Annotated in this window: 21 protein-coding genes; 13 read left to right on the forward strand and 8 right to left on the reverse strand. The window is 71.5% G+C overall.

Annotated elements, in window-relative coordinates; all coding sequences use genetic code 11:
* Nucleotides 1-4 precede the first annotated feature (4 nt).
* Genes AB0N66_RS06610 through rpmG form a run of 3 tightly spaced genes read right to left on the reverse strand, consistent with a single transcriptional unit; the run spans nt 5 to nt 1,664 of the window.
* Nucleotides 5-1,231 (reverse strand): GTP-binding protein, encoded by a 1,227-nt coding sequence (locus tag AB0N66_RS06610; RefSeq protein WP_365429664.1) that lies wholly within the window; start codon nt 1,229-1,231, stop codon nt 5-7.
* Nucleotides 1,231-1,494, reverse strand: a complete 264-nt coding sequence (locus tag AB0N66_RS06615) for a type B 50S ribosomal protein L31 (protein ID WP_365429666.1) — start codon at nt 1,492-1,494, stop codon at nt 1,231-1,233. The genes AB0N66_RS06610 and AB0N66_RS06615 overlap by 1 nt, the downstream gene beginning before the upstream one ends.
* A gap of 5 nt (nt 1,495-1,499) precedes the next feature.
* Nucleotides 1,500-1,664: a 50S ribosomal protein L33 gene (rpmG, locus tag AB0N66_RS06620; protein WP_266457123.1), complete on the reverse strand. Its 165-nt coding sequence runs from the start codon at nt 1,662-1,664 to the stop codon at nt 1,500-1,502.
* A gap of 62 nt (nt 1,665-1,726) precedes the next feature.
* Here rpmG and rpmB point away from each other — a divergent pair, with 62 nt between their 5' ends.
* The 3 genes from rpmB to AB0N66_RS06635 are packed head-to-tail and all read left to right on the forward strand — an operon-like array spanning nt 1,727 to nt 2,832.
* Nucleotides 1,727-1,963: a 50S ribosomal protein L28 gene (gene rpmB, locus AB0N66_RS06625; RefSeq protein WP_365429668.1), complete on the forward strand. Its 237-nt coding sequence runs from the start codon at nt 1,727-1,729 to the stop codon at nt 1,961-1,963.
* A complete protein-coding gene (rpsN, locus tag AB0N66_RS06630; protein WP_365429670.1) occupies nt 1,963-2,268 on the forward strand; it encodes a 30S ribosomal protein S14 in 306 nt (101 codons plus the stop codon). The genes rpmB and rpsN overlap by 1 nt, the downstream gene beginning before the upstream one ends.
* Nucleotides 2,269-2,322: 54 nt before the next feature.
* Entirely contained in the window at nt 2,323-2,832 is a 510-nt protein-coding gene (locus AB0N66_RS06635) for a hypothetical protein (RefSeq protein WP_365429672.1), read from the forward strand.
* Nucleotides 2,833-2,844: 12 nt separating this feature from the next.
* On the opposite strand, the gene AB0N66_RS06640 is transcribed toward AB0N66_RS06635, so the two are convergent.
* Nucleotides 2,845-3,288: a hypothetical protein gene (locus tag AB0N66_RS06640; RefSeq protein WP_365429674.1), complete on the reverse strand. Its 444-nt coding sequence runs from the start codon at nt 3,286-3,288 to the stop codon at nt 2,845-2,847.
* Between the two features lie 364 nt (nt 3,289-3,652).
* Here AB0N66_RS06640 and AB0N66_RS06645 point away from each other — a divergent pair, with 364 nt between their 5' ends.
* Nucleotides 3,653-4,225: a DUF4232 domain-containing protein gene (locus AB0N66_RS06645; protein ID WP_365429676.1), complete on the forward strand. Its 573-nt coding sequence runs from the start codon at nt 3,653-3,655 to the stop codon at nt 4,223-4,225.
* A gap of 97 nt (nt 4,226-4,322) precedes the next feature.
* Here the strand turns inward: AB0N66_RS06645 and AB0N66_RS06650 are convergent, their stop codons facing one another.
* Nucleotides 4,323-5,432: a DUF2786 domain-containing protein gene (locus tag AB0N66_RS06650; protein WP_365429678.1), complete on the reverse strand. Its 1,110-nt coding sequence runs from the start codon at nt 5,430-5,432 to the stop codon at nt 4,323-4,325.
* 129 nt (nt 5,433-5,561) lie between these two features.
* On the opposite strand from AB0N66_RS06650, the gene AB0N66_RS06655 reads away from it, so the two are divergent.
* The 4 genes from AB0N66_RS06655 to AB0N66_RS06670 all read left to right on the forward strand — a co-directional run bounded on the left by AB0N66_RS06655 (nt 5,562) and on the right by AB0N66_RS06670 (nt 11,250).
* The gene (locus AB0N66_RS06655; protein ID WP_365429680.1) at nt 5,562-6,296 is read left to right on the forward strand and encodes an ABC transporter ATP-binding protein; all 735 of its coding nucleotides are present in this window, start codon (nt 5,562-5,564) and stop codon (nt 6,294-6,296) included.
* Entirely contained in the window at nt 6,290-8,446 is a 2,157-nt protein-coding gene (locus tag AB0N66_RS06660; protein WP_365429682.1) for an FtsX-like permease family protein, read from the forward strand. Before AB0N66_RS06655 ends, AB0N66_RS06660 begins: the two co-directional genes overlap by 7 nt.
* Nucleotides 8,447-8,678: 232 nt before the next feature.
* On the forward strand, nt 8,679-9,422 hold the full coding sequence (locus tag AB0N66_RS06665; RefSeq protein WP_365429684.1) for a Clp protease N-terminal domain-containing protein: 744 nt from the start codon (nt 8,679-8,681) through the stop codon (nt 9,420-9,422).
* Nucleotides 9,423-9,546: 124 nt separating this feature from the next.
* The gene (locus AB0N66_RS06670) at nt 9,547-11,250 is read left to right on the forward strand and encodes a bifunctional 3'-5' exonuclease/DNA polymerase (RefSeq protein ID WP_365429686.1); all 1,704 of its coding nucleotides are present in this window, start codon (nt 9,547-9,549) and stop codon (nt 11,248-11,250) included.
* Nucleotides 11,251-11,292: 42 nt separating this feature from the next.
* On the opposite strand, the gene AB0N66_RS06675 is transcribed toward AB0N66_RS06670, so the two are convergent.
* Entirely contained in the window at nt 11,293-14,811 is a 3,519-nt protein-coding gene (locus AB0N66_RS06675; RefSeq protein ID WP_365429688.1) for a BTAD domain-containing putative transcriptional regulator, read from the reverse strand.
* A 287-nt stretch (nt 14,812-15,098) separates the two neighbouring features.
* Here AB0N66_RS06675 and AB0N66_RS06680 point away from each other — a divergent pair, with 287 nt between their 5' ends.
* Entirely contained in the window at nt 15,099-15,323 is a 225-nt protein-coding gene (locus AB0N66_RS06680) for a hypothetical protein (RefSeq protein ID WP_365429690.1), read from the forward strand.
* Nucleotides 15,324-15,571: 248 nt separating this feature from the next.
* Here AB0N66_RS06680 and AB0N66_RS06685 read toward each other — a convergent pair whose 3' ends face one another.
* Nucleotides 15,572-17,539, reverse strand: a complete 1,968-nt coding sequence (locus AB0N66_RS06685; protein ID WP_365429692.1) for a family 2A encapsulin nanocompartment cargo protein cysteine desulfurase — start codon at nt 17,537-17,539, stop codon at nt 15,572-15,574.
* Nucleotides 17,514-18,452, reverse strand: a complete 939-nt coding sequence (locus tag AB0N66_RS06690; RefSeq protein WP_365429694.1) for a family 2A encapsulin nanocompartment shell protein — start codon at nt 18,450-18,452, stop codon at nt 17,514-17,516. The genes AB0N66_RS06685 and AB0N66_RS06690 overlap by 26 nt, the downstream gene beginning before the upstream one ends.
* Nucleotides 18,453-18,631: 179 nt before the next feature.
* Between AB0N66_RS06690 and AB0N66_RS06695 the strand changes: the two genes are divergently transcribed.
* The 4 genes from AB0N66_RS06695 to AB0N66_RS06710 all read left to right on the forward strand — a co-directional run bounded on the left by AB0N66_RS06695 (nt 18,632) and on the right by AB0N66_RS06710 (nt 25,277).
* Nucleotides 18,632-19,534 (forward strand): LysR family transcriptional regulator, encoded by a 903-nt coding sequence (locus tag AB0N66_RS06695; RefSeq protein WP_365429696.1) that lies wholly within the window; start codon nt 18,632-18,634, stop codon nt 19,532-19,534.
* 241 nt (nt 19,535-19,775) lie between these two features.
* The gene (locus tag AB0N66_RS06700) at nt 19,776-20,948 is read left to right on the forward strand and encodes a hypothetical protein (protein ID WP_365429698.1); all 1,173 of its coding nucleotides are present in this window, start codon (nt 19,776-19,778) and stop codon (nt 20,946-20,948) included.
* A 494-nt stretch (nt 20,949-21,442) separates the two neighbouring features.
* A complete protein-coding gene (locus tag AB0N66_RS06705; RefSeq protein WP_365429700.1) occupies nt 21,443-22,345 on the forward strand; it encodes a hypothetical protein in 903 nt (300 codons plus the stop codon).
* Nucleotides 22,346-23,015: 670 nt separating this feature from the next.
* Nucleotides 23,016-25,277, forward strand: coding sequence for a glycoside hydrolase family 3 N-terminal domain-containing protein (locus AB0N66_RS06710; protein WP_365429702.1), 2,262 nt, complete (start codon nt 23,016-23,018; stop codon nt 25,275-25,277).
* Nucleotides 25,278-25,324 lie beyond the last annotated feature (47 nt).

Raw genomic sequence — 25,324 nt, forward strand, 5'->3', positions numbered from 1 at the left:
GGGGTCAGACCTCCAGGAGGGTGTCGAAGGCGGGCGGGAGCCGCTTCCAGGCGGTGCGCCCGGCGGCGTACTCGGCGTCGGTCAACAGGCAGGACTCCAGGAGCAGTTCGAGTCCGTCGCGGTCCAGACCCGGGGACGTGAAGACCAGGTGCTGGCAGCAGTCGCCGTGCTCCGGGTGCCAGTCGAGGGCGGCGGCGGCACGGCGCACCGGCGGGACCATGTCCCACGCCGCGTCCGGCAGCGAAGCGAGCCAGGGGCCCGCGCTCTCCACACAGAGCGCGCCCCCGGCAGCGTCCCAGTGCAGCAGCGTGTCGGGCCGGTCCGCGAGCCAGAACCGGCCCCTGCTGCGCGCGGCCGCGCAGGTCAGATCCTCAAGTGCCTCGTACAGCCGCTCCGGGTGGAACGGACGCCGACGGTGCCATACGAGGGTGGCGACCCCGCATTCGTCGGCCTCGGCCGGGAGCCGTGCGCAGGCGGGGTGCTGGGCGGCGGCGGCCGCGTCGACGTCGAAACCGGCGAGGGCGGCTTCGGCGAGCGGGGAGCGGGGAGTTGGCATCGAAGTCGGGGTCGGAGTCGACATCGGTATCGGCGTCGGCGTCGGCATCGGTGAGGCGAAGTCCCCCTCCCCGATCGGGACTTGCCGGGCCGTCGGGTGCAACTGGGCCAGCAGCGCGCGGTCCTCGTCGTCCGCCTCCTCGGAGGGGGCGATGGCGAGGACGGGCGCGTACTCCAGCTGGCGGGCGAAGGTGTCGGCGACCGTGCGCTGGTCGGTGGCGGCCGCGGCGAGGCCGCCGTCGGCGAGGTCGTCGCCGTTGCCGAGATAGGGCAGGAGCAGGGCCGGGTCGACGGCTGTGATCACGCCGGTCAGCGTGAGACCGGCGGCCGCCACAACCTCGGCCATGGCCTTCGGCTCGACCGAGTCCCACAGCTCGACGATCGCGAGCGTCGTGAGCCCCGCGGCAGCACTGTCGGCGAGTCGCTCCAGCTCCGGCACCAGGTCCTCGCGCAGGGCGCAGCACGCGCAGTCGTTGACGAGGGGTGCCTCGCCGACGGACAGCACGCCGGTGGCGTCGCGGATCGTACGGACGACCGTGCCCGCCGCGGCCGTCGCCAGGTCGTGGTGGAGCGCGACACTTCCCGGTACGTCCGTCAGCAGCCACTCGACGGCCGCCCTGCGGGCATCGGCGTGCAGCCCGCCGACGATCGCGACGGACAGCCCCCCGCCTCCCATCAGCGGCCCCCGCGCTTGCCGAACCGTCGCTCGAAGCGCTCCACACGGCCCGCTGTGTCCAGCACGCGCGCGTTGCCCGTATAGAAGGGGTGGCTCACGTTCGAGATCTCGACGTCGAACACCGGGTACGTGTTGCCGTCCTCCCACTCGATCGTCTTGCCGCCCGCCGTGGCGGCGAGCGTGGAACGGGTGAGGAAGGCGTGGTTCGCGGCGCGGTCGCGGAAGACGACCGGGCCGTACGACGGGTGGATTCCTTCGCGCATGACGGTCAGCGCTCCTCTCGGAAGTCGACGTGCCGGCGGACGACCGGGTCGAACTTGCGCAGGACCATCCGGTCCGGGTCGTTCCGGCGGTTCTTGCGGGTGACGTACGTGTAGCCGGTCCCGGCCGTCGACCGGAGTTTGACGACCGGACGGAGTTCGTTGCGTGCCATGCTGATACCTTACTGAAAATGACTCCCATTACCAACCAATGGTCCAGAGAGGTGCGTCACCCTTGTCCGCCCACTGCATGCTGACCGGCGCCCAGCCGGGTTTCGGCAATCAGATCTCCCACTCCCACCGGCGCACCGCACGCCGTTTCGACCCCAACATCCAGCGCAAGCGCTACTGGCTGCCGAGCGAGGGCCGGCACGTACGGCTGCGGCTGAGCGCACGCGGGATCAAGACGGTCGACACGATCGGCGTCGAGGCGGCGGTGGCGAGGATTCGCGCCCGAGGGGTGAAGGTCTGATGGCGAAGAAGAGCAAGATCGCGAAGAACGACGAGCGCCGGCAGATCGTCGCGCGGTACGCCGCCCGGCGGGCCGAGCTGAAGGAGGTCATCCGGCGGCCGTCGTCGAGCGAGGCCGAACGGCTCGCCGCCCAGGAGGAGTTGCGCAGGCAGCCGCGCGACGCCAGCGCCACCCGCGTACGCAACCGGGACAGTGTGGACGGCCGGCCTCGCGGCTATCTCCGTACCTTCGGCCTCTCCCGGGTGAATCTGCGTGAGCAGGCGCATGCTGGATTCCTTCCCGGGGTTCGCAAGTCCTCCTGGTAACTTGCTGCGGTCGTTCCGGCGACCCCGGCATCTTCTCCACCCTTGGGGGCTTCAGTGACTTCGGCGACCTTCCCGCGACGTCGGGTGCGTATCGCGGCGGCGGCCGCGGTCGCGGGCCTGACGGCCGCGCTCGTACTGACCGGTTGCAGCGGGGGCGACGACGGCTCCGCTGACGACTCCGCGAGCCCAAGCGCGTCCGCGAGCGGATCGGGCGACACCGGAGGTGGCTCAGGATCCGCCTCCCCCTCCGGCGGCAAGCTGGAGGGCAGTTGGCTGGCCACGACGGACGGCAAGGCCGTGGCGCTGGTGATCACCGGCACGCAGGCGGGGCTCTTCGAGACCGGCGGCACGGTGTGCAGCGGCAGCGCGGGCGAGGAGTCGGGCATGCAGATGATCCGTCTCACCTGCACGAACGGCAACAAGGACCGCGCGGTCGGGATGGTCGACTCCGTGAGCGGTACGACCATGAAGGTCACCTGGGAGGGCGACCTCGGCGAGGAGTCGTACACGAAGTCCGAGGGCGGGCAGCTGCCCACGGGGTTGCCCACGGCGAGCCTGGGCTGACCCTGCGGTGGATCATGGGCGGGCCGCGGAATCCTTCGGGTTCCGCGGCCCGTCCGCGTTCTCGGACCCGTCGACCGTCATGGGAGGTTCGGCGGTGTCGAGGACTGCGGAGAGTTCGGTGAGGGCGTTCAGGAGAAGACCGGCACTCTGACGGACCGCCGCTTCGGGCCCACCCTCGGGAACGCCCGCGCCGTCCCAGGCCTCCAGGGCCTCGTGTACGGCGTCCCAGCGCGGGATGCGGCTCTCGCGGACGGCCTCGGCGCCCTGTTCGGTGGCCGTGCGCAGCGCCTCTGCGAAGCGGGCGGCGGCCGGGACGGGGGCCGCGTCACGGTCCGGGAGGTGCGCCTCCATGAGCATGGCGACGCGGCCCATCTTGTCGAGGGCATCCTCGGCGTCGACGGCCGCGGTCCGGGACAGGCCCCTGTGACGTACGGGCTCATCCTGGGCGCGGGCCACTGCGGTGTAGCGGCGCGGGCGGCTAGGTGGGCTTCGCGGACGGTGGGGGTGCTGGTGGGGTCGGGGGTGGGGGCGCCGCTGGGGCCGGCCGTGGTGGCGCCGGTGGGATCGGCGATCGGATCGCCACCCGAAGCCAGCTCATCCCGTCAGCGTATGTAGGTTTCGGGGCGTTCGCGGTCCAGGCGGAAGATCCGGGAGGAAGGCCCCGGAGGGAGGTCCGGGTGCAAGGTCCGGGTGCAAGGTCCGCGTGCGAGGTCCATGTGCGAGGTCCGGGAGATGAGACGGCCGGGGGTGGTGGAGCGGGAGCGCCGCGGTGTGCGTGATGATCCTCGGAGCACCGTCACGATCTCAGGGGAACCAAAACATGCGCGCCATACCGATCGCCGTCACCGCCCTCGTCGCGGCCCTCACTCTGACCGCCTGCGGGGATGGCGGCAATGACGACGGCGGTGGTGATGGCAGTGATGGCGGTACGAAGGCCACGGCCTCCGCCGCTTCCGACGCTTCCTCCGCCTGCAAGGTCGGCCAGGTCGGCATGGAGGTCGACCCCGCCAGTGCCGCCCCGGCCGCCGGAGACACCGGCATCGTCCCCGTCACGATCACCAACAGCGGTGCCGAGTGCACGCTGGAGGGCTTCCCCGGCATCGACCTGAACGCCGGCGAGGCCTCCGCGACCGTGGCCGGGGACGAAGCCGCGCAGCCGGAGAAGCTGACGCTGGCGAAGGACGACACCGTGACCTTCACCATCACCTATGTACGGGGCGAGGCGGCCGACGCCAACAGTCTCGACGCGAAGACGGTGAAGGTCAGCCTGCCCGGCGCCACCGCCACCCAGGACTTCCCGTGGTCGTACGGCCCTGTCGCCGGGAAGGCGGGCAAGACCGGGGCGGACGACCCGGACGCCTCCGTGAGCCCGTTCCAGCACGCGGGCGACTGAGCCCGCAGGTCACGGACCTGCACGCGGGCGGCTGAGCCTCCAGATCACGGACCTGCACGCGGGCGACTGAGCCCCCGGTCAGGAAATGGTGAGCTGGTCAGGGAATGGGGCGCCGTCCCCTGACCTGCGCCCGGTCCGCCGCCGCGGCACCTTCCTGCCAGCCGGCCGCGTCGGTCACCCCGCGCAGCCGGGTGGTCACCGTCTCCGGGAACATCCGCTCCATGTGGTCCGTGACCGCCACATCGCGGGCCACCAGGACCGGCAGCAACTCGCCCTCCGCGGAAGCCACTTGGCTCTCCGCGGCGGACGCGAGCCGGTCGCCGATCCGGTGCGCGTACGCGGCCAGGAACGACTGCCGGAAGGTCTTCGTACGCTTCCGTCCCCCGGCCCGCTGCGCCGCCTCCGCCTTCGTCATCGCGGCAGTGGCCTGCACCAGCAGCGAGGTGTAGAGGAGTTCGACCGACTCCAGATCGGGTTCGAAGCCGACGACGGTCGAGAAGCCGAGGTGGTCGTTCCACACGGCGCGGCAGCGGTTCGCCCCGGCCACCGCGCCCAGGAGCACCGCCTTGGCCGTCTCGTACGGCGGCTCGACCCCGATCCGGCAGGCTCCGGGCGCGTTCTTGGCATGCGTACGGGACGCCAGCAGCGCCTCGTCGATACTGTGCCGCGCCATCAACTCCTGCGCCTTGGCGCTCAACGCCTCCGCCTCCTCCGGGAACCCGGTCGCCTCGGCCTTCGCCAGCAGGGCGCGGATACGGGTGAGCATGCGGGAGTCCTGCGGAGCGGCGGCGGTCCCCTCCGGGACGACCAGCGGCTCGATGGAGGGGAGGCGGAGGAGGAGTCGGTACAGCTCCAGGGCCGCCGTGGCGTAGGAGAAGCGGTCGGTGCGGGGCGGCTGTGCGTCCAGGTCTTCGAGCTGGGCCGCCCAGCGGGGGCCATGGGGCTCGTCGTTCTCGCTCACGATCAGCGCGGACACCAGTTGTACGTGTACGTCCTCCAGCTCGCGGCGCACGAACCGTACGAGATCGGCGGGCTGCCAGCCGCGCCGCCACGCCCTGGCGACGAACTCCTCGCCACGCCTGGCGAGTTCGGCGTCGGACGCGGGGTCGGCGGCGAGCATCGAGGCGCCGGTGTCGAGGGCCGAGTCGGAGTCCGAATAGAGGGCGGCCTCGAAGGCGCGCTCCACGGTGGCGGGCGTACTGCTCATCCCTCGATCGTGCCACGGGCCGGGCAGGGGTAGGGACCGGGCAGGAGCGCAGGGGTACGGCTGGCCCTACCCGCGGAACACCCCCTGGTGGTCGTGTCCCGGCGGCCTCCGGACGGTTCGCTGGAGGGCATGGACACCACAGCCGTACGTATCCGATCCCTGCGCCGTGACTATGGCGCCGTCAGCGCCCTGGACGGGGTCGACCTCGACTTCGGCGCCGGGACCTTCACGGCCGTGATGGGCCCGTCGGGGTCGGGGAAGTCGACCTTGCTGCAGTGCGCGGCCGGGCTGGACCGGCCGAGTTCCGGGACCGTGGCCGTCGACGGGGTGGAGCTCGCCGGGCTGAGCGAGCGGCGGCGGACGCTGTTGCGGCGGGAGCGGATCGGGTTCGTGTTCCAGTCCTTCAACCTGCTGCCGTCGCTGACGGCCGCCCAGAACGTGGCGCTGCCGTTGCGGCTGGCCGGGCGGCGCCCCGCGCGCGGGGCGGTGCGCGAGGCGCTGGCCCGGGTGAGCCTCGCGGACCGCGCCGGACACCGCCCCTCGCAGCTGTCCGGCGGGCAGCAGCAGCGGGTGGCGCTCGCCCGCGCGCTGATCACCGGCCCGTCCGTGCTCTTCGCCGACGAGCCGACGGGCGCGCTGGACACTGGGACGAGCCATGAAGTGCTGTCGCTGCTCAGGGAGTTGGTGAACCGCGAAGGCCGGACGACGGTCATGGTCACGCACGACCCGGTGGCCGCCTCGTACGCGGACCGGGTGGTGTTCCTGGTCGACGGGCGGGTGAGCGGGGAACTGGAGGCCCCATCGGCGGAGGAGATCGCCGCGCACATGACCGGACTGGACGGACTGGAGCGTGTGAAGTGCTGACCTTGTCCTCCTTGCGTATCCGCTGGGCCTCCCTCCTCGGCTCCTTCGTCGCCGTCGCGCTCGGGGTCGCCGTGATGACGGCGATGGGGCTGGGTCTCGCCGCTTCCCTCGACGCGCCCGCCCGTGAGCCGGAGCGGTTCGCGTCCTCGCCGGTGGTGGTGATGGGCCAGGACACGCTGACGGTGGAGGTGCGGCGCGGGCCGGGCACCGCGCTCGTGTCGAAGAAGCTGGCGCATCCACACCCTGTGGACAGTGAACTGATCGACGAACTGAGGGAATTGGGGCATGTACAGGTGGAGGGCGCGGCGCGGGACGCGGTCGGTGTCGATGCTCCCGCCGCGGCCGTACGAGAGCTCGTCCGGGACCGCGCCCGCGTCCTGACCGGCGAGGACCGCCACCAGGCCGACCCCGCCGCCGCGCGTGACGCCGAAGCACTGGTCGGGGTCAACTCCCTGCTGGGCACCGCGGCCGGGGTCGCCGCCTTCGTGTCGGTGTTCGTGACGGCGTCGACGTTCGCGTTCGTAGTGGCCCTGCGGAGGCGGGAGTTCGGGCTGCTGCGGCTGGCCGGGGCGCTGCCCGGGCAGGTGCGGCGGCTTCTGCTCGGGGAGGCGCTCGCGGTGGGGCTCGTGGCATCGGCGGTCGGATGTGTGCTGGGGTCCTGGGCGGCGCCGTGGCTGGTGCGGGCGCTGGTGGAGGGCGGGGTGGCGCCTGCGTGGTTCGCGCTCCGAGGACCCGTGAACTGGCCCTACCAAGTCGCTTACTGCGCCGGAGTATTGGTCGCCGTCACCGGAGCGTGGGCGGCTTCGCGGCGGGCGGCACGTATCGGCCCGGTCGAGGCGTTGCGCGAGGCATCCGTGGACACGGGCGTGATGCCGTGGTCCCGGCGGGCGATCGGATTCACCCTGCTCGTGGCCGGACTCGGGCTGCTGGCCTGGACGTTGGGATCGGATCCGGCCGCGCTACTGAAGCGGAAGACGTACGTGACCCAGCCGATGGTCCTGATCACGGCGGTGGCGGCGCTGGCACCGGTCCTGGTGCGTCCGGTCGTACGACTGGTGCGGCTGGACCGACTGCCCGGGGCCTGCGGCCTGCTGATCCACGAGAACGCGTCCACGTCCGTACGGCGAACTGCCGCCGTGGCGGCCCCCGTTCTGGTGACGGTCGCGCTGGCGGGCTCGCTGCTGGGGTCGGCGGCGACGGTGACGGGAGCGAAGGCGGCGGAGGCGCGGGAGCAGACTCGGGGGCAATTCGTCGTGACCGGGGAGGGGTTGGACGTGGTGCGCGTGCCGGGGGCGACCGTGTCCGGGTCGGCCTCCACCGCGGTCTTCGTACGGGAGGAAGGAACCGCTCTCGTACGGTCCGACGCGCGGGCGGTGAGCGACGTGGCGGCGTTCGCGTCGCTGGCCCGGCTTCCGGTGGTGGCGGGCGACGTACGCGATCTCGACGACCGCTCGATCGTCGTGAACGAGGAGTGGGAGCGGCACGAGGTGGGTTCCTGGGTCCGGGTCTGGCTCGGCGACGGAACCCCCGCCCGACTGCGCATCGCCGCGGTGCTGGCGCGCGGGACGGGTGACAACGGGGCGTACGTGACCTCGGCGAACGCGCCGGGCGCCATGGTCGACCGGCTCGATGTGCGCGTGGCGCGCGGTGCGGACCCGGCGACGGTCGCGGCGGCGCTGCGGTCCACCGGCGGGACAGTGCGGTCCGCCTCGGCGTGGCTCACCGCCACCCATCCGCACACCGGCCCGCAGACCCGGCTGGGGCTACTGATCGTCCTCGGCATCGCCCTCACCTACGCCGTGATCTCACTCGCCGGGACCCTGCTCATGGCCACCTCCGCACGGCATGCGGAACTGCGATCACTGCGACTCGCGGGAGCCACTCGCGGACAGGTACTGCGCGTGGTCGCCGGCGAGGCCGCGCTCGGGGTCGGCGTGGGGGCCCTGCTCGGAACCGCTGTCGCCGCGGTGAACCTCGCGGGGCTGGCAGCGGCACTGGGGCGGTTGTCGGCGCCGGTGGGGGTGGAGGTGCCGTGGGGGGCGCTTGCCGGGAGTGTGGGGGTGTGTTTGGTGGTCGGGGTGGCGGCGTCGGTGGCGGGGGCCTCGGTGGCGGGGCGATCTTTCAACCCCGGCCGACGACGTGATCTCTGAGCCCGTCCAGAACCAGACATCTCTCAGCCCGTCCGGCACTGGAGACCTTTTAGCCCGTCCGGCGTTTGAGGACGAGGCCGTCCAGGCCGAAAGCGGGGGCCTGGGGGCGGCAGCCCCCAGAAACGGGACGGGAAGGGGCGGAGGGGGCGAAAAACCCTCCCCTCACCGACCCCCCTCACCGGGGTGTCAACCCAGGGTTGACACCCCTCGACTGCCAACCTACGGTTGACACATGACGACGAATCAACCCGGCACGGCATCCACATCCATCCGTCTCGACGACCTCATCGACGCCATCAAGAAGGTCCACACCGACGCCCTGGACCAACTCCAGGACGCGGTGATCGCCGCGGACCACCTCGGCGACGTCGCCGACCACCTGATCGGCCACTTCGTGGACCAGGCCCGACGCTCGGGCGCGTCCTGGACGGACATCGGCAAGAGCATGGGCGTCACCCGCCAGGCCGCCCAGAAACGCTTCGTCCCGAAGGCCGAGGCAGACCTCGACCCCAGCCAGGGCTTCAGCCGTTACACCCCCCGCGCCCGGAACGTGGTCATCACCGCGCAGAACGAGACGAAGTCCGCAGGCAACGCCGAGATCCTCCCCGCACACCTCATCCTCGGCCTCCTCGCCGAGGACGAGGGGGTCGGCGCGAAGGCGATCACCGCGCAGGGCGTGACCCTGGACGCCGTACGCGAGGCGGCAACGGCGACGCTCCCGCCGGCCGCCGGCGAGGTGCCGGCGCTCATCCCGTTCGCACCCCCGGCCAAGAAGGCCCTCGAACTCACCTTCCGCGAGGCCCTCCGCCTCGGCCACAACTACGTCGGTACCGAGCACATCCTCCTGGCCCTCCTTGAGTTCGAGAACGGCGAGGGAATCCTCAGCGGAGTCGGCGTGGACAAGGGCGCGGCCGAGGAATACATCGCGCACGTGATCGCGGAGATCGTGAACGCGCGAAAGGACACCACTGACTGAGGAGACCACCGGCTGAGGAGACCACCGACTGATCAGATCCGGAGTCGGAGCCCCGGGCGATGCCACGTGCGTCCTCATCGTCAGAGCCTCCTGATTGTCAGACCCTCCTGCGAGACTCGGAATCATGACCGACCGGTGGGCTCTCGCACCGGCCGAGGACGGCGGCGCCGAGGTCGCCCCCCTCGGCCCGGACGGGCTGCCCGCAGGCCCGGTGCGCAGGGAGCCGGATCTCGTCGACGCCGTGCGGACACGGCCGGACGTGACCCGGTGGGTCTGGCGGTCCACGGCCGACGTATATCCGCGACTGCTCGCCACGGGGGTGCGAGTGGAGCGGTGTTACGACATCGAGGCCGCCGAGATGCTGCTGCTGGGCCACGAGGGACGGCTCGGCGAACCCCGGTCGGCAGCCGCCGCGCTCGCGAGGCTGCGCGGCGGCCCCGTACCGCCGGACCCGCCCCAGCGCTCCGCCGAACCCGGCTCGCAGTCGTCCCTCTTCGAACCGCGCCCGGTCCACGTACCCCTGGCAGACCTCCTGGAGGTGTACGCGGATCAGCGCCGCCGCCACGAAGCGACCGCGCTCCCCGAGCGGATGCACCTGCTGACGACGGCCGAGTCGGCGGGGACGCTGGTGGCCGCCGAGATGAACGAATCGGGGCTGCCGTGGAGCGCGGACGTCCACAGGGAGATGCTGCACGAGCTGCTCGGCGAGCGGTATGCGGGCGGGGGCGAGCCCCGGCGCCTGGCCGAGCTCGCGGAAGAGGTCTCGGCGGCCTTCGGGAGACGGGTCAGACCCGACCTGCCCGCGGACGTCATAAAGGCCTTCGCGCAGGCCGGCATCAAGGTCAGGTCCACCCGGCGCTGGGAGATCGAGTCCATCGACCATCCGGCCGTGAAACCGCTGATCGAGTACAAGAAGCTGTACCGGATCTGGGTGGCGCACGGCTGGTCCTGGCTCCAGGACTGGGTGCGGGACGGACGGTTCCGACCGGAGTATCTGCCGGGCGGGACGGTCACCGGACGGTGGGTGACCAATGGCGGCGGGGCGCTGCAGATCCCCAAGGTGATCCGCCGCGCCGTGGTCGCCGACCCCGGCTGGCGGCTCGTCGTGGCCGACGCCGACCAGATGGAGCCCCGGGTGCTCGCGGCGATCTCGCGCGATCCAGGGCTGATGGAGGTCGCGGGCCGCGAGAGCGACCTGTACCAGTCGGTGTCGGACCGGGCGTTCTCCGGTGACCGGGCGCAGGCGAAGCTCGCCGTGCTGGGGGCTGTGTACGGGCAGACGTCCGGTGACGGACTGAAGAACCTCGCCCTGCTGCGCCGCCGTTTCCCCAAGGCCGTCGCCTACGTGGACGACGCGGCCCGCGCGGGTGAGGAGGGACGGCTCGTCCGGACCTGGCTCGGGCGTACGTGCCCTCCGGCGGTCGGCGCGTCCGACGCCGCGGACGCCGCGTCGGAGGAGGCGGGTCTGCCACAGGACGACCCCGCCGAGATCACCGGTGACCAGACGGCCTGGGTCCCCGGGTACGCATCCTCCAACTCCCGCGCCCGCGGCCGCTTCGCCCGCAACTTCGTCGTCCAGGGCAGCGCCGCCGAATGGACCCTGCTGGTGCTCGCCGCCCTCCGGCGCACCTGCGCCGACCTCGCCGCCGAGCTGGTCTTCTTCCAGCACGACGAGGTCATCGTGCACTGCCCCGCCGAGGAGGCGGACACGGTGGTGACCGCGATCCGCGAGGCGGCCGACCTCGCGGGCCGCCTCACGTTCGGCGAGACACCGGTCCGTTTTCCGTTCACGACGGCGGTGGTGGAGTGCTACGCGGACGCGAAGTGAGGTTGAGGTGATTGCCGTCCCGCAGATGATGCGACGTTGATGTCAGGTCACAACGGCCGGTTGGGCCAGGAGTTCCCTCAGCTCCCCCACCACCGAGGTGTCCGTCCCGTCCAGCGCTTCGAGCGCAGACCGCCACAGCTCGTACGCCCCTTCGGCGTCCCCCTCCGAGCTCAGCAGCAGTCCGCGCTGGTGGCGTGCGAGTCCTCCGGTGAACCGGTCGGCGCGGCCGTCGGCACGGCGCAGCAGCCGGTCGCACTCGCGGGCGGCCCTGGCGCGGAGCTCCACGCCACGCAGTGCGCGCACCAGCCCGAGCCGGGTGTGGGCCTCGCCGTGCCAGTCGCCGTGGCTGCCGAGAATGCGCAGGCTCTCCTCGAAGTGCGGCAGGGCGGCGACCGGTTCACCGAGGGTGAGATGGGCGTAGCCGATGTTGCAGTGCGCGGAGTGCCGGATGATCACGTCGTCCAGCGCGTCGCCGATCGCGAGGCTCCGCCGGTGATGGTCGATGGCGGCCCGGGGGTCCGTGTGCTCGTACAGGTTGCCGAGGTTGCTGTAGGTGATGGCCTCGGTGTGCTGGTCTCCCAACCTCCTTGAGAGTTCGAGGCTTTGCAGCAGCGCCTCGCTGGACTCGTCGTGCCGGCCGAGCCCTTCGAGGAGCATGCCGCGGTTGTTCAGGCCTCGCCGCACCCACGACAGGACGCCGAGCCGCCGCCAGATCGCCAACGCCTCGTCGTTCAGCGCGAGTGCCTCGCCCGTGCGCCCGGTCATGAAGTGCAGCCCGGCGAGATCCCCGAGCGCGTACGCCTCGGCCGCCTCGTCCCCGAGCCGCCGCGCGGCGCCGAGCGCGGCCCGCTGGAGCACCTCCGCCTCGGCGACTCGGCCACTGCGTTGGGCGTACGGGTGGAGCAGGCGCACCAGAACGGGGGCGTACGAGCACACGTGCGCGTAGCGCTCCACCAGCGCCACCACGTTCTCCAGCTCCAGATCGCCCCAGGTGAAGGCGTCTTTGGCGGAGCCGAACGGCGCAGTGGCCGCGACGTCCGCCGCGTGCGCGTCCGGCTGCGAAGCGGTCGGCCTGCCGCGGTCGTCGCGGTCGAGGCCCGGTTCGACGATCACCGCGAGGGTCCGGGCGGCGACGGCGGCGTACCAGCGGAGGGCGCGCTCTGCGGGGGTGGGGGCCTCAGCATCGGGGGGCGTCTCGCAGGGTGCCGTGCCGACCTCCTCCTGCTCCACCGGCGCCCCCGCGATCTCGCGGGCGAAGTCGCGGACGAGGTCGTGGGGGGCGTATCGGCCGTACGCCGTCTCCTCCAGGAGGGCGACGTCGACGAGGCGGTCGAGGGCGGCCTCGGCACGGCGTTCGTCGGTGCCGGTGAGCCGGGCGAGGAGGTGTATCCCGTACGCGGGGAGGTCGAGCGCGCCGATACTGCGCAGGGCGAGCGCGGCGTCCCGGTCGGCCTGCCGCTCCGAGGCGCGCAGCGCGTCATAGGCGACGGCCAGTGACCTGCGTACGCTCAGGTCGTCGTACTCAAGATGGTGCAACCGGCCCTCCGTGGCGGCCAGTTGACCAGCGAGCGCGTCCGGCGTGAGCGCACGGCGGGCGGCGAGACGGGCCGCGACGATGCGGAGAGCGAGCGGCAGCCGGCCGGTGAGTTCGACGAGGGGGTGTCCGCCGTCGAGCCCCTCCTCCCGTCCGGAGATCGCGCGGAGCAGCGCCGCACTGTCCTCGTCCGACAGGGGCGCCAGCGGGAAACGGTGCGCGCAGTCCAGTGCCGTGAGCGGCGAACGGCTCGTCACGATCACCGCGCACCCCGCTCCCGCGGGCAGCAACGGCCGTACCTGCCCGGCGTGCGCCGCGTCGTCGAGCACCATCAGCGTGCGGGTCGGCGCGAGCATCGACCGCAGCAACGCGGCTGCCGCGTCCGGGTGTTCGGGGATACGACGCGGCTCCGTACCCAGGTCCCGCAGCAGCGCGGTGAGCGCCTGACCCGGCGTGAGCGGGGCCATTCCGGGCGTGGCCCCGTGCAGGTTGACGTACAGCTGCCCGTCGGGAAAACGTTCCCGCAGCCCGTGCGCCACGTGCAGCGCGAGCGCGCTCTTGCCGACGCCGGCCATACCGCTGATGACAGCGACACCAGGTCCGGTGGTGGCCCGGTGACCCGCGTCCAGGACCAGGTACAGGGCCTCTCGTACGTCGTCCCGGCCGGTGAAGTGCGCGGGTGCGGGAGGGAGTTGGGCGGGGCGGGGGATGGCGGGGCCGGGAGGGGTGGGCTTCGCGGGAGCCGACGGCGCGGGAGCGGACGGCGGGGAGCCGGGCGCCGGGGGACCGGACGGCGCGGAACCGGACGCCGGGGAGCCGGGGCCCGTAGGACCGGACTCCGCGGTACCGGACGCCGTAGGACTGGACAGCGTAGGAGCGGACGGTGCGGACCCGGACCCCGTACGAGCGGACGGTGCGGACCCGGACCCCATAGGACCGGACTCCGCGGCACCGGACCCCGTAGGACCGGACTCCGCGGCACCGGACCCCGTACGAGCGGACGCCAGGGAGCCTGCCCCTGGTAGGCCTGACTCGGGGAGACCTGACTCCAGGAAGCCCGACTCCAGGGAGACGGGCTCCGCAAAACGGGATCCCGGGGAGCCGGGCCCCGTGGCGTCGGTCCCTTCCTGCTCGGTCGCGTCGCGCCCGGCAGTCTCACGGTCGGTCTCCGCCGCGCCCAGGTCGCGGGCTGACCTCGGCGCTCCTTGTCCTCCCCCGTCCCGAAGGATCTCCAGGTGCGCCTCCCGCACCGCGGCGCCCGGCTCCACGCCGAGTTCCTCGACCAGGCGGGCCCGGAGGTCGCGGTGGACGGCCAGGGCTTCTGCGCGGCGCCCGGTGTGGTGCAGTACGAGCATCAGCAGCCGGTGGAAGGCCTCACGGAGGGGATGTTCGGCGACGAGCGCGGCCAACTCCGGCGCGAGACGGTCCAGTCGAACCGCCCCGAACCCCTCGTCCGCCTCCGCGTCCCCAGCAACGCCGGTCCCCGTCCCCGCGAGGCGCAACTCAGCCTCGTACCGCCACTCCAGAACAAGCAGCCGTGCCTCCGTGAGCCGCTGGACGAACGCGTAGGCGCCGCCCTCGGGCGGGAGCCCGCTCAGGGGTGTGCCGCGCCACAGTGCGAGCGCGTTCGTGGACTCGCGCAGCGCACGCTGCCACTCGCGCCCGGCGTGCGCGGCGCGGGCCGCCGTGACGTGGTCGTCGAAGACACGGACGTCCAACTCGCCCTCGCCGGCGCGCAGAACGTACCCCGGCGGCACGGCACGCAGCCGCTCCGGATCGTCGAGGAGGCGCCGCAGCCGCGTCACGTGGTTCTGCAGCGAGGCCTGCGCGGACGCCGGCGGTACCTCGCCCCACAGCGCGTCCTTGAGCGCATCGACCGAAACGACCCGGCCCGGCTCCAGCAGCAACGCGACCAGCAGGGCACGCATCTTGCCGCCGCCGGCCGACCGGACCTCGCCGTCGGCGTCGTACAGCACCGGTGGCCCCAGCAGCCCGAACCGCAGTCCACGCCGGGGCCCGTCCCGCATCACGCCGCCCCACTGCCTTCCCGCGCGGCCACTCCACGCCGCACAACCAACCCGATCGCGCCTGCGGAGACTTCCCACCGACCGGCACTCGGCTCCCCATGGAACCGTTGGCGTTTATGTTAGCGATCTGTTGGCGCGACCTGATGTGATCACTACATCGGATCTGGCCCGACGGCGCGCGCGTACGACGCGCAACTCGGGGGAGTGTCGCCGCCGTGGCCGGATCCGCGGACGTGAGAGGCCCCGGTCGCCGGAGGTGCGCGATCGGGGCCTCCGTCCATCAACCCGTGTACGGGCCCGAACTCGTGCTCGCGGGCGGCGCGGTACTCACGGACCTGTTCTGCGCGGCACCCCTGACCTTCGCCGGCGGCACCCCGCACCTGGACGCCCGCGGCATCACGCTTCTCGCCGGCTGTCTGGCCCTGGGCTTCGCCGGCCTGGCCGGCGCGAGCGCGGCAAGCCGCCCACTGTTGCGCACAGTTGTGGCAGACGCGGGCCCGCGCCCCGACTGAAATGCGCCTCTACTGAGATGCGCCTCTTCCGACCTGCGGCAGCCACGTGGGTGGCCGGCGAGTACCGCAGGACACAGCACTTGGCGCGGTCCGCCTGCACGTCTGCGACAACTGGACGTTCTCGACCGGCCCCAGAAGGAGCGCGGCCGATACTCGTCCACGGCAATGCCCGCGCGGAGCGGCGACGGCACGACGGCACCAGTCACGGCCGGCGCACGTCCGCGTCCTGTTTCCTCAACGGTGTCAGGCTAGTGATGTCCGCCCCGGCGGTCCGCGAGCCGGTGAACCGCCGCGACCAGCGTGTCCACCTCCTCGTGCGTGTTGTAGAAGGCGAACGACGGCCGGACGGTGGCCTCCAGGCCGTACCGGCGCAGGATCGGCTGCGCACAGTGGTGGCCCGAACGCACCGCGATTCCCTCTTCGTTGAGCGCGGTCCCCACCTCGGCCGGCTCGTAGCCGTCCAGGACGAACGACACGATGCTCGCCTTGTGCGGGGCCGTGCCGATCAACCGGAGCCCGGGCACACCGCGCAGGCCTTCGGTGGCGTGCTCGACCAGGGTGTGTTCGTACGCGCCGATGTTGGGCAGGCCGATGCGCTCGACGTAGTCGATGGCCGCGGCCAGCCCCACCGCGTCGGCGATGTTGCCGGTGCCGGCCTCGAAGCGACCCGGCGGCGGCTGGTAGCTGGACTTCTCGAAGGTGACGTCGGTGATCATGTTGCCGCCGCCCTCCCACGGGGGCATGTCCTCAAGGACCTCCCGTTTGGCGTACAGCACCCCGATCCCGGTCGGCCCGAACAGCTTGTGCCCGGAGAAGACGAGGAAGTCCGCGTCCAGCGCCCTGACATCGATCGGCAGGTGCGGGACCGACTGCGCCGCGTCGACCAGGACGCGTGCCCCGGCCCGATGCCCGATCTCGATGATCTGCTCGATCGGCACGACGGTGCCGAGCGCGTTGGACATCTGGGTGACCGCGACCAGCTTGGTGCGGTCGGACAGCAGCGCGGCGTACTCGTCGAGCAGCAACTGCCCGTCGTCATCGACCGGAATTACCTTGATCACCGCACCGGTCTGCTGCGCCAGCATCTGCCAGGGCACGATGTTGGCGTGGTGCTCCAGGTAGGAGATGACGATCTCGTCGCCCGCGCGGATGTGCCGGGGCCCCCATGCCTTGGCCACCAGGTTGATCGCCTCGGTGGCGCCCCGGACGAACACGATCTCCTCGGCGGAGCCCGCCCCGACGAACCGCGCGACGGTTTTCCTGGCGCCCTCGTAGGCATCCGTCGCCCGGGCGGCCAGCTCGTGCGCCGCCCGGTGGATGTTGGAGTTCTCCCGCGAGTAGAACTCGACCAGCCGGTCGATCACCGCGCGCGGCTTCTGCGTGGTCGCGGCGTTGTCCAGCCAGATCAGCGGACGGCCGTTGACCAGCTCCGACAGGATCGGGAAGTCCCGGCGGACCGCCCGCACGTCGAACGCCGGGTGCGGGTCCAGCGGCAACCCCACCGGCGCGCCGGGTGCACCGAGTTCACCGGGTTCCTGGACGAAGTAGTACGGCGCACTCGTGGCTGTCGGTGACGCGGGCTCGGGAAGGCGCGGCAGCCCCAGGTGCCCGAAGCCGGGCAGCTCCGGCGCCTCCGCCGGGAATCCGGGCGCCTCAGTGAGGAAGTAGTACGGCCCTGGGTCCGCGAGCCGGGCCGGTGCGGGTGCCGGTGCCGACAACGAGGTGGCAGACGGCGGCCCAGGGGTCACCGGCAGGGCCGGCAGCTCCGGGGTGGGTCCGGCAACGCCGGGCGCACTCGTCGCATAGGCAGCCGGAGCACTGGTCGGTGGCGGCCCGGAGGGCGGGCTCATCCCCGCGGTAGGCGCCGGAGGAGGCGGGTCCCCCGCAGGCAGACCGGTCGGCACCGGAGGGGCCAGGTCCATAGCCGGCGGGCCGGTCGGCACCGCAGGAGCCTGATCCGCGACAGGCACGCCGGTCGGCACCGAAGGAGGGGGCGAGTCCGCAGCCGGCAAGCCGACAGGCGCAGGCCATTGCGGCGACTGGCCGGTCGGCGACGGCCGTTGCGACGACTGCCCGTCGAGGACCGGAGCAGCATCCGTGTCCGTCGGCTGCCCGGGGAGGGCTCGGAAGAACTCCCCGGCCAGCCGACTCAGCGTCTCCTCGTCCGGCAGCCACGCCGGGGCGTCTTCGTTACCGGTAACTGGGGGCGTAGTCATGGAATTTGTCCACCTCGACGTCGTCGAGCACGGCGAGCGCGTCCTCGGTGAGCACCGCGAGCGAGCAGTACAGGGAGACCAGGTAGGAGGCGATGGCACTGCGGTCGATCTGCATGAAGCGGACCGAGAGACCCATCCCCTGCTCCCCCGAAAGCCCGGGCTGGAACAGTCCGACCACGCCCTGGCGCGACTCTCCGGTGCGCAGCAACAGGAACTTCGTCTTGCCGTTCTCCAGCGGGACCTTGTCCGACGGGATGATCGGCAGGCCGCGCCAGGTCAGGAACTGCGAACCGAACATGCTCACCGTCGCCGGCGGCACACCGCGCCGGGTGCACTCCCGGCCGAACGCGGCGATCCCTTCCGGATGGGTGAGGAAGAAGGCCGGCTGCTTCCAGACCTTCGTGATGAGGGCGTCCAGGTCGTCCGGCGTCGGCGGCCCCGCCAGCGTGGAGATCCGCTGCCCGTCAGCCGCGCTGGCCAGCATCCCGTAGTCCGGGCTGTTGATCAGCTCGCCCTCCTGATGCTCCTTCACCGCCTCGATGGTCAGCCGCAGCTGCTGTGCGGTCTGGTTGTGCGGGCTGGAGTACAGGTCGGCGATCCGGGTGTGGAGGTCCAGGACCGTCTGGACGGCCTTGAGCCGGTACTCCCGGGGCTCCTGCGAATAGTCGACGAAGGTGTCGGGCAGCGGCGACTCGTCATAGTTGTCGCACTCGATGCGCACCGACTCGGGGTGAACGACCTTGTTCACCCGGTAGATGCCTGCCTCGACCGGTACCCAGGACATCAGGTGCACCAGCCAGCGAGGCGTGATGGACGCCATCTGCGGAACGGTCTTGGTGGCGTTCGCCAGAGTCCGCGCCGCGTTGTCGCCGACCGACATCGATCGTGACGGTGGATTCACAGCCGTGGTCATACAACGTCTCCTTTCCGCGCCCGAGGGGCAGGCACGCGTGGTGGGGGGCGAGATCGTCGACGGTGTTGTGCGCAGTCGAACTCGCTCGCACGAACTTTCCCACTCACCCTCGCAGTGGCCTCGGTAGCGGTCCAATGCGTGTTTTCGAGGCTGTCATCGAAGCGGTCTATGATTCACAAATGATCGACTTGAGTCGGCTGCGGGTGCTGGTCGCCGTCGCCCGTGAGGGCTCGGTCACGGCAGCCGCTGAGGCGCTGCACTACGCCCAGCCGTCGGTGAGCCATCAACTCGCCAAGCTCGAGGCCGAGGTCGGCGTACCGCTGTTGCAGCGGATGGGGCGCGGTATCCGGCTCACGGAGGCCGGCCGGCTGCTGGTGAACCGCGCGGAGTCGATCCTCGCGCAGGTCGAGTCGGTACACGCCGAACTGGACGAGCTGGCCGGGCTGCGCACCGGCCGGGTCCGCCTGGCCGCCTTCCCCTCGGCGCTGGCCACCCTGGTGCCGCTTGCGGCCGCGCGCGTCTCCGCCCAGTATCCCGGCATCGAGCTCACCCTCGTCGAAGCCGAACCGCCGGATGCGCTCAGCGCCCTGCGCAACAACGACGTCGACGTGGCGCTGATCTTCGAACACGGCGACCCGCCCCAGCGCGATCGCCGCGACACCACCATGACACCGCTTCTCGAAGAACCGTTGTACGTGGTCACGCCGACGGACCGCTCCTGGGACGGACCCCGGGCGGAGCTGGCCACCTACGCCGGGACTCGCTGGATAGCCGGGTGCGAACGCTGCCGCGAGCATCTCGTCGCGGCCTGCGGGCGGGCCGGATTCTCGCCGATCGTCGAGTTCGAGACCGACGACTACGTAGCCGTACAGGCGCTCGTCGCAGCCGGGCTCGGCGTGAGCCTGCTGCCTGGCCTCACGCTCCTCGCCAACCGGCACCCCGGGGTCAGGCTCGACCGGATCGCCGGCATACGCAGACAGGTCGTGGCCGCCGTGCACGGCAAGCCGCCCGCGTCCCAACCCGCCCAAGTGCTCCTCGACGCGCTCAACGCGACGATCTCCGAACCGAAATGGCCGTCCTGACGGCCTCTCCGAACCGGAATGGCCGTCCTGACGGCACGTGTGGGTGCGGTCGGACCGAAAGCAGGGGCTCGGGCGACGTCCGACGCCGATACGGTCGTACGTCTCCGAAGCCGTGCCCCTCCCAAGGCAGCAGCGGAGGTTCACCGCCCCTCGGCCCGCGACCGGAATCGCCCATACCGGGCGCGCGACCGGCATTGCTCATACTGGGAGGGCACACCGCTCCCCACCCGCGAAGTGACCCATGCCCAAGCGCTCCACCACCCGTCCCACCGCCCCGGAAACAGTCTGGCTGGCCAGCGGACACCACACCGGGCCCGACCCTGAGGAGACCCTTCGGGACAACCTGCGGAAGCTGAAGGCCGACGAGACGATCCAGGACTTCCTGGAGCCCGGGACGTCCTCGGAATCCGACGAGCATGTGTTCGAGGCCCGCTGGCACGTCGCCGAAGCCGTCACCGTGCGGGCGCGGCTCACCACCGGCGGGCGCGAACGCCCGGACCAAGAGCCGCGCTGGACACTGGCGGCCGAGGCGGAGCGGCCCTGGGACCCCGCATGGCCCTCCCCCGCGACGATGTTCTGGCCGGAGACGAGCACCGTGTCCTGGGACCACGACGTCGTGGTCGGACTCCGCCCGCAGGACATCAACCCGCTCCCGCAGGACGACGCGGCCCTGCGCCGCCTGCTCAGGGACGCGGCGCGCCACAGCTGGAGCATCAACGTCGTCGTCCATGAGGCCATGACACCCGACGAACGCGGGCTCCTCCCGCTGGCCCGTCTGCTCCCGCCCGGGCTGCGGCACCGCGTCGTGGAACACCGCGCGTCACCCGAGCAGTTCCGGGCCGTCAACTGGGCCCTGTACGACCTCGGCGTGCGCGTACCGCGGGGCGGCGCCGTGATCCTGCCCGGCACACCTGCCCGGATCGGGTACGAGGCTCAGGACTTCACCGTACGCAGCGTGTTCCTCGACGGCTCGGAGCCGACGGAGCTGCTGGACAAGGTCGTACGGTTCGCCGCGCTGCCCTGGCCACTGGCGGAAGACGCGGAGAAGGCCCTCACCGCCCTCCGGCAGGACTGGCACCTGGTCACCCTCGAAGAGGAGCTGGCCCACGCCCGCGCGCTGCTGGATTCCTACGCCGAGGCACTCGACGCCATGACCAAGTCGCGGGACCGGTACCGCGAGGCGACCGAACTCGCCCATGTGGCGCTGGCCGAGATGAAGGAGCTCCGGCTGGCCACACCCGCGGCGAGCGAGACATCGCACGGACAGCACGAGCGCCCGGCGAACACGCTGACGACCGCGATTCAGCGCCTCACCGGTCCTCTGCGAGCACGACGCACGTCAGGCGACGAGGCGGGCGACCAGGGCACGCCCGGCCCCGAGGGCGACACCCGCGAATCCGGGACCGGCCGCTGATCGCCCGGCCTTTCACCCATGCGGCGCTGACCCCGGCCGTTCCCCCGGCAGGCCGAAACGGCTCCCTGACCGTGGCGTGTGTCCCCCGCGCGGGACCCGGGGTGCGGTGGCCGTCCCCCTCCATGGTCTTTCGGGTGGCGGGCCGCGGTGCGGGCGACTACAAAGGTTCAAAGTTCACATGACCTGACATAAAGGTCCTCATTATGTCCAGCGCCCCGAAGTGGAGAAAACACATGGCCACCGAGCCTTTCTCTCCCGGCCCGGAACAACCCGGGACACGCCGGCATCTCGATGCGACCTCGCTCCACTGGGGAACCACCGAATTCGGCGCTCCGGCCCCAGCCCCAGCCCCAGCCGCTCCCGCAGCCGCTCCCCCGGCCTCTGCCCTGGCCGATTCCCTGACCTCTTCCCCCGCCCCGACACGACGGCGGATATCCGAAGAAGGCACCCACGGCCAGGGAGTTCAGGCGGCCGACGCCGCAATGGACGAGCTGGTGCGCACAGCGGTCGTCTCGCGGCCTCTGGACGATGTCGTTCACCTGGTCACCCTGTTGGAGGAGTCACCCGACGGCGTACCGGTCGCGGCAAAGGTGCTGCGGCTGGCCGCGGTGGCGCGTTCCGTGGACGACGTCACGCGGCTCGTGGAACTTCTCGGCGGCCCGCCCCACCGCGCCGACCGCATGGACGAGGCGATCCGGATCGCCGCCGAGCAGCGCCCGGTCGCCGAGGTCGGCCGTCTGCTGTTCCTCCTGCACCGGCCCCCGCACGACCCGCACTCCGGAACCGAGGCGGTGCGCGCGGCTGCCACCGGCCGACCCCTCGAAGACCTGGTACAGCTCCTCGGCCACCTGGGAGAAGACCGGGCAGCCGGCGCCGAAGTACCGGACAAGGACACGACGGCCACCGGCCGCGCCGCAACCAGGCCCGGGGCCGGGGCCGCCACGGACGGAAGTCCGTCCGCGCGCTCCCTGACCTCGCGAACGGGCAGCGCTTCCGAGCCCGTCAGGTGGCTGCGCCGGCTGGCCGGCGTTCTCGTCCTGCTCTGCGCGGCGGCCCACTTCCCACTGCACTGGTCCGAAGCGCCGTCCCGCGGACTCGTCGCAGCGCTCGTCGTTGTCGCCTGCTGCCTGGTCCTGGGGGTCGCACTGGCCTTCAACGGGACACCGGTCGTGGCCGCCGCCTGCGCCGTCGCGACAGGTGCACTGGCCATCGCCCCTCTGCTGGAGGACAGGGTCGGTTCCGCGACGCTGTCCTACGTACTCGACCCTGGCGGGGTGGCCCATCCGCTACCGGCGCTGTCGGCTGGCATCGCTGCCCTCGCCTCACTGATCGTCCTGGCCGTGACCGTCACGCGACGGCAGACCACCAGCAAACGCAGGATGAGCCTGTCCGAGTAGCCAGGGCATTCACCAACACGGCCGAACGCAGTCGGGCCACCCAGGCCGACATTTTGAGGAGGTCGGGTCGCCGCGGTAACTCGCGGCGACCCGGCCTTCCTGGCTGTCGTTGCCGCGCACCGTTCGGACATGACGCTCCGTTCGGACCCGACGATCCTTTCGCACATGACGATCCGTTCGGACCTGACGATCGCCGACGTACGGCCGCCGCGCTCCTGCCAGGACGAGGGGTGCCCGCCGCTCCGGCCCTTTCAGGTCTTGAAACCAACACCGGCCGTTACCCGCTCCCCGGGCCAAGATGCCCCAGCATTGGTACAGACCTTGACCCCGCCTCAAGCGGCTTGTTCAATGCCTCTGAAAACCTTTCGAATGCCCCCACACCACTAATTCCTAGGGATATCCGACGCCCCGTCCACCCCAATGGGTGCGCCGCCACCGTTCACGAGCTGAAGAGAATCCCCTACGAAGGGATCGGCGACCCGGTGTCCTACGGTCCGATGACGGACCGCGGCGACGCTCGCCGCGCTCGCCCTCCCCGGACTGGACAGCGGGCCGGTCACCGCGGCCGCACCGACGTGGTCCCGTCGCGCTCCCGGCCCGCCTCCGCCTCGGTCGCAGAGCCGACGTACCGACCCGACGTGCCATTCCCTCACGAGACGGGAGACACCCTGTGCGAACAGCCGTCCTCAAGATCCCCCGAGCCGCAACGACGCTGGTCTTCGCCGCGTCATTGGTAGCTACGGGCTTACAGATCCAGCCGGCCCACGCCGTCGGCGAGCCGTACCGCGACCCGACGCTGCCCGTGCAGACCCGCGTGGAGGACCTGCTCTCCAGGATGACCCTGGACGAGAAGATCGGCCAGATGACCCAGGCCGAGCGGGCTTCCGTCACCACTGCCAACGTTCCCGCCTACGGGCTCGGTTCGCTGCTCTCCGGCGGCGGCTCCGCGCCCTCGCCCAACAACGCGACGTCCTGGGCGAACATGTACGACGGCTTCCAGAACGCCGCGCTCACCAGCCGCCTCGGCATCCCGGTCATCTACGGCGTCGACGCCGTGCACGGCCACAACAACGTCTACGGCGCCACGATCTTCCCGCACAACATCGGTCTGGGCGCCACCCGGAACCCCGCCCTCGTCCAGCAGATCGGCCAGGCCACGGCGCAGGAGGTCTCGGGCACCGGTATCGACTGGGACTTCGCGCCCTGCCTGTGCGTCGTGCGCAATGACAGATGGGGCCGCAGTTACGAATCCTTCGGCGAGAAGCCCGAACTGGCCACGATGATGACCAGCTACATCAACGGCATGCAGGGCAGCGCCCTCAACGCACCCGGGTCCGTGCTGGCCACCGCCAAGCACTTCATCGGCGACGGCGGAACCGACAACGGCGTCAACGCGGGCAACGCGACCCTGACCGAGGCCCAACTGCGCGCCATCCACCTGCCGCCCTTCCAGGAGGCCCTCCGGCGCGGCGTCGGCTCCGTCATGATCTCGTACAACAGCTGGAACGGCGTGAAGGACCACGGCAACCAGTACCTCATCACCACCCTGCTCAAGGGCGAACTCGGCTTCTCCGGCTTCGTCGTCTCCGACTGGAACGGCATCGATGAGATCGACGGCCAAGCCGGCTTCACCGCGGCCGAGGTGAGCCAGGCGATCAACGCCGGCATCGACATGGTCATGGTGCCGACCGACTGGCAGCGGTTCATCTCCACCCTGCGCGCCGAGGTGAACAACGGCCATGTGCCGATGTCGCGCATCGACGACGCCAACCGCCGCATACTCACCAAGAAGTTCCAACTCGGCCTGTTCGAGAAGCCGTTGACCGACCGCAGCTACACCCCGACGGTCGGATCCGCCGCGAACCGGGCGCTCGCCCGCGAGGCCGTGCGCGAGTCGCAGGTCCTGCTGAAGAACTCCGGGAACATCCTCCCGCTGGCGAAGACCAACAACAAGATCTTCGTGGCCGGCAAGAGCGCCGACAACATCGGCTACCAGTCGGGCGGTTGGACCATGTCCTGGCAGGGCGGCAGCGGCGCCACCACGCCCGGCACCACCGTCCTCCAGGGGATCCGGTCCGCCGCCGGCACGGGGACCACCGTCACGTACAACGCCAACGGCACGGGCATCGACAGCTCCTACAAGGCGGCAGTCGCCGTCGTGGGCGAGACGCCCTACGCCGAGAGCGCCGGAGACCGGCCCGGCTCGATGAGCCTGGACAGCACCGACCTCAACACCATCGCCACGCTGCGGGCGTCCGGGGTGCCGGTGATCGTCGTACTCGTCTCCGGCCGCCCGCTGGACATCGCCGCCCAACTCCCCAACTGGAACGCCCTGCTGGCGGCCTGGCTGCCGGGAACCGAGGGCAACGGCGTCTCCGACGTCCTCTTCGGCGACTACGCCCCGACCGGCAAACTCCCCAGCACCTGGATGCAGTCGGCAAGCCAGCAGCCCATCAACGACGGCGACGGAAAGACACCCCTGTTCCCCTACGGCTTCGGCCTCACCTACGGAACACCGCCCGGCCACAGCGCCTACGACGTGACGCAGGCGGAGAGTTACACCTCGCAGTCGGGTACGCAGACGGAGACGACGACCGACACCGGTGGAGGCCAGAACGTCGGATACATCACCGCTGGCGACTGGCTTGCCTACGGCGCCGTGGACTTCGGCTCGACGACCGCGACCTCGGTGACGACGCGGCTGGCGTCGGCCTCCGCGACAACCGGCACGTTGCAGTACCGCCTGGACAGCACGACCGGCCCGGTCGTCGCCACCGTCCCGGTCACCACCACCGGCGGCTGGCAGACCTGGACAAGCCCCAAGGTCAACCTCTCCGCCGCCGCGACCGGCGTGCACACCGTCTACGCCACCTTCACCAACGGCGGCTCGGGAGACCTGGTCAACCTCAACTGGTTCCAGTTCGCCCGGTAGGCGCATCCGATCGGCAGACACCTGGCTCGTCGCCTCCGCGAAGTGCG

The sequence above is a fragment of the Streptomyces sp. NPDC093544 genome (assembly GCF_040683495.1).
Classification (GTDB): Bacteria; Actinomycetota; Actinomycetes; order Streptomycetales; family Streptomycetaceae; genus Streptomyces.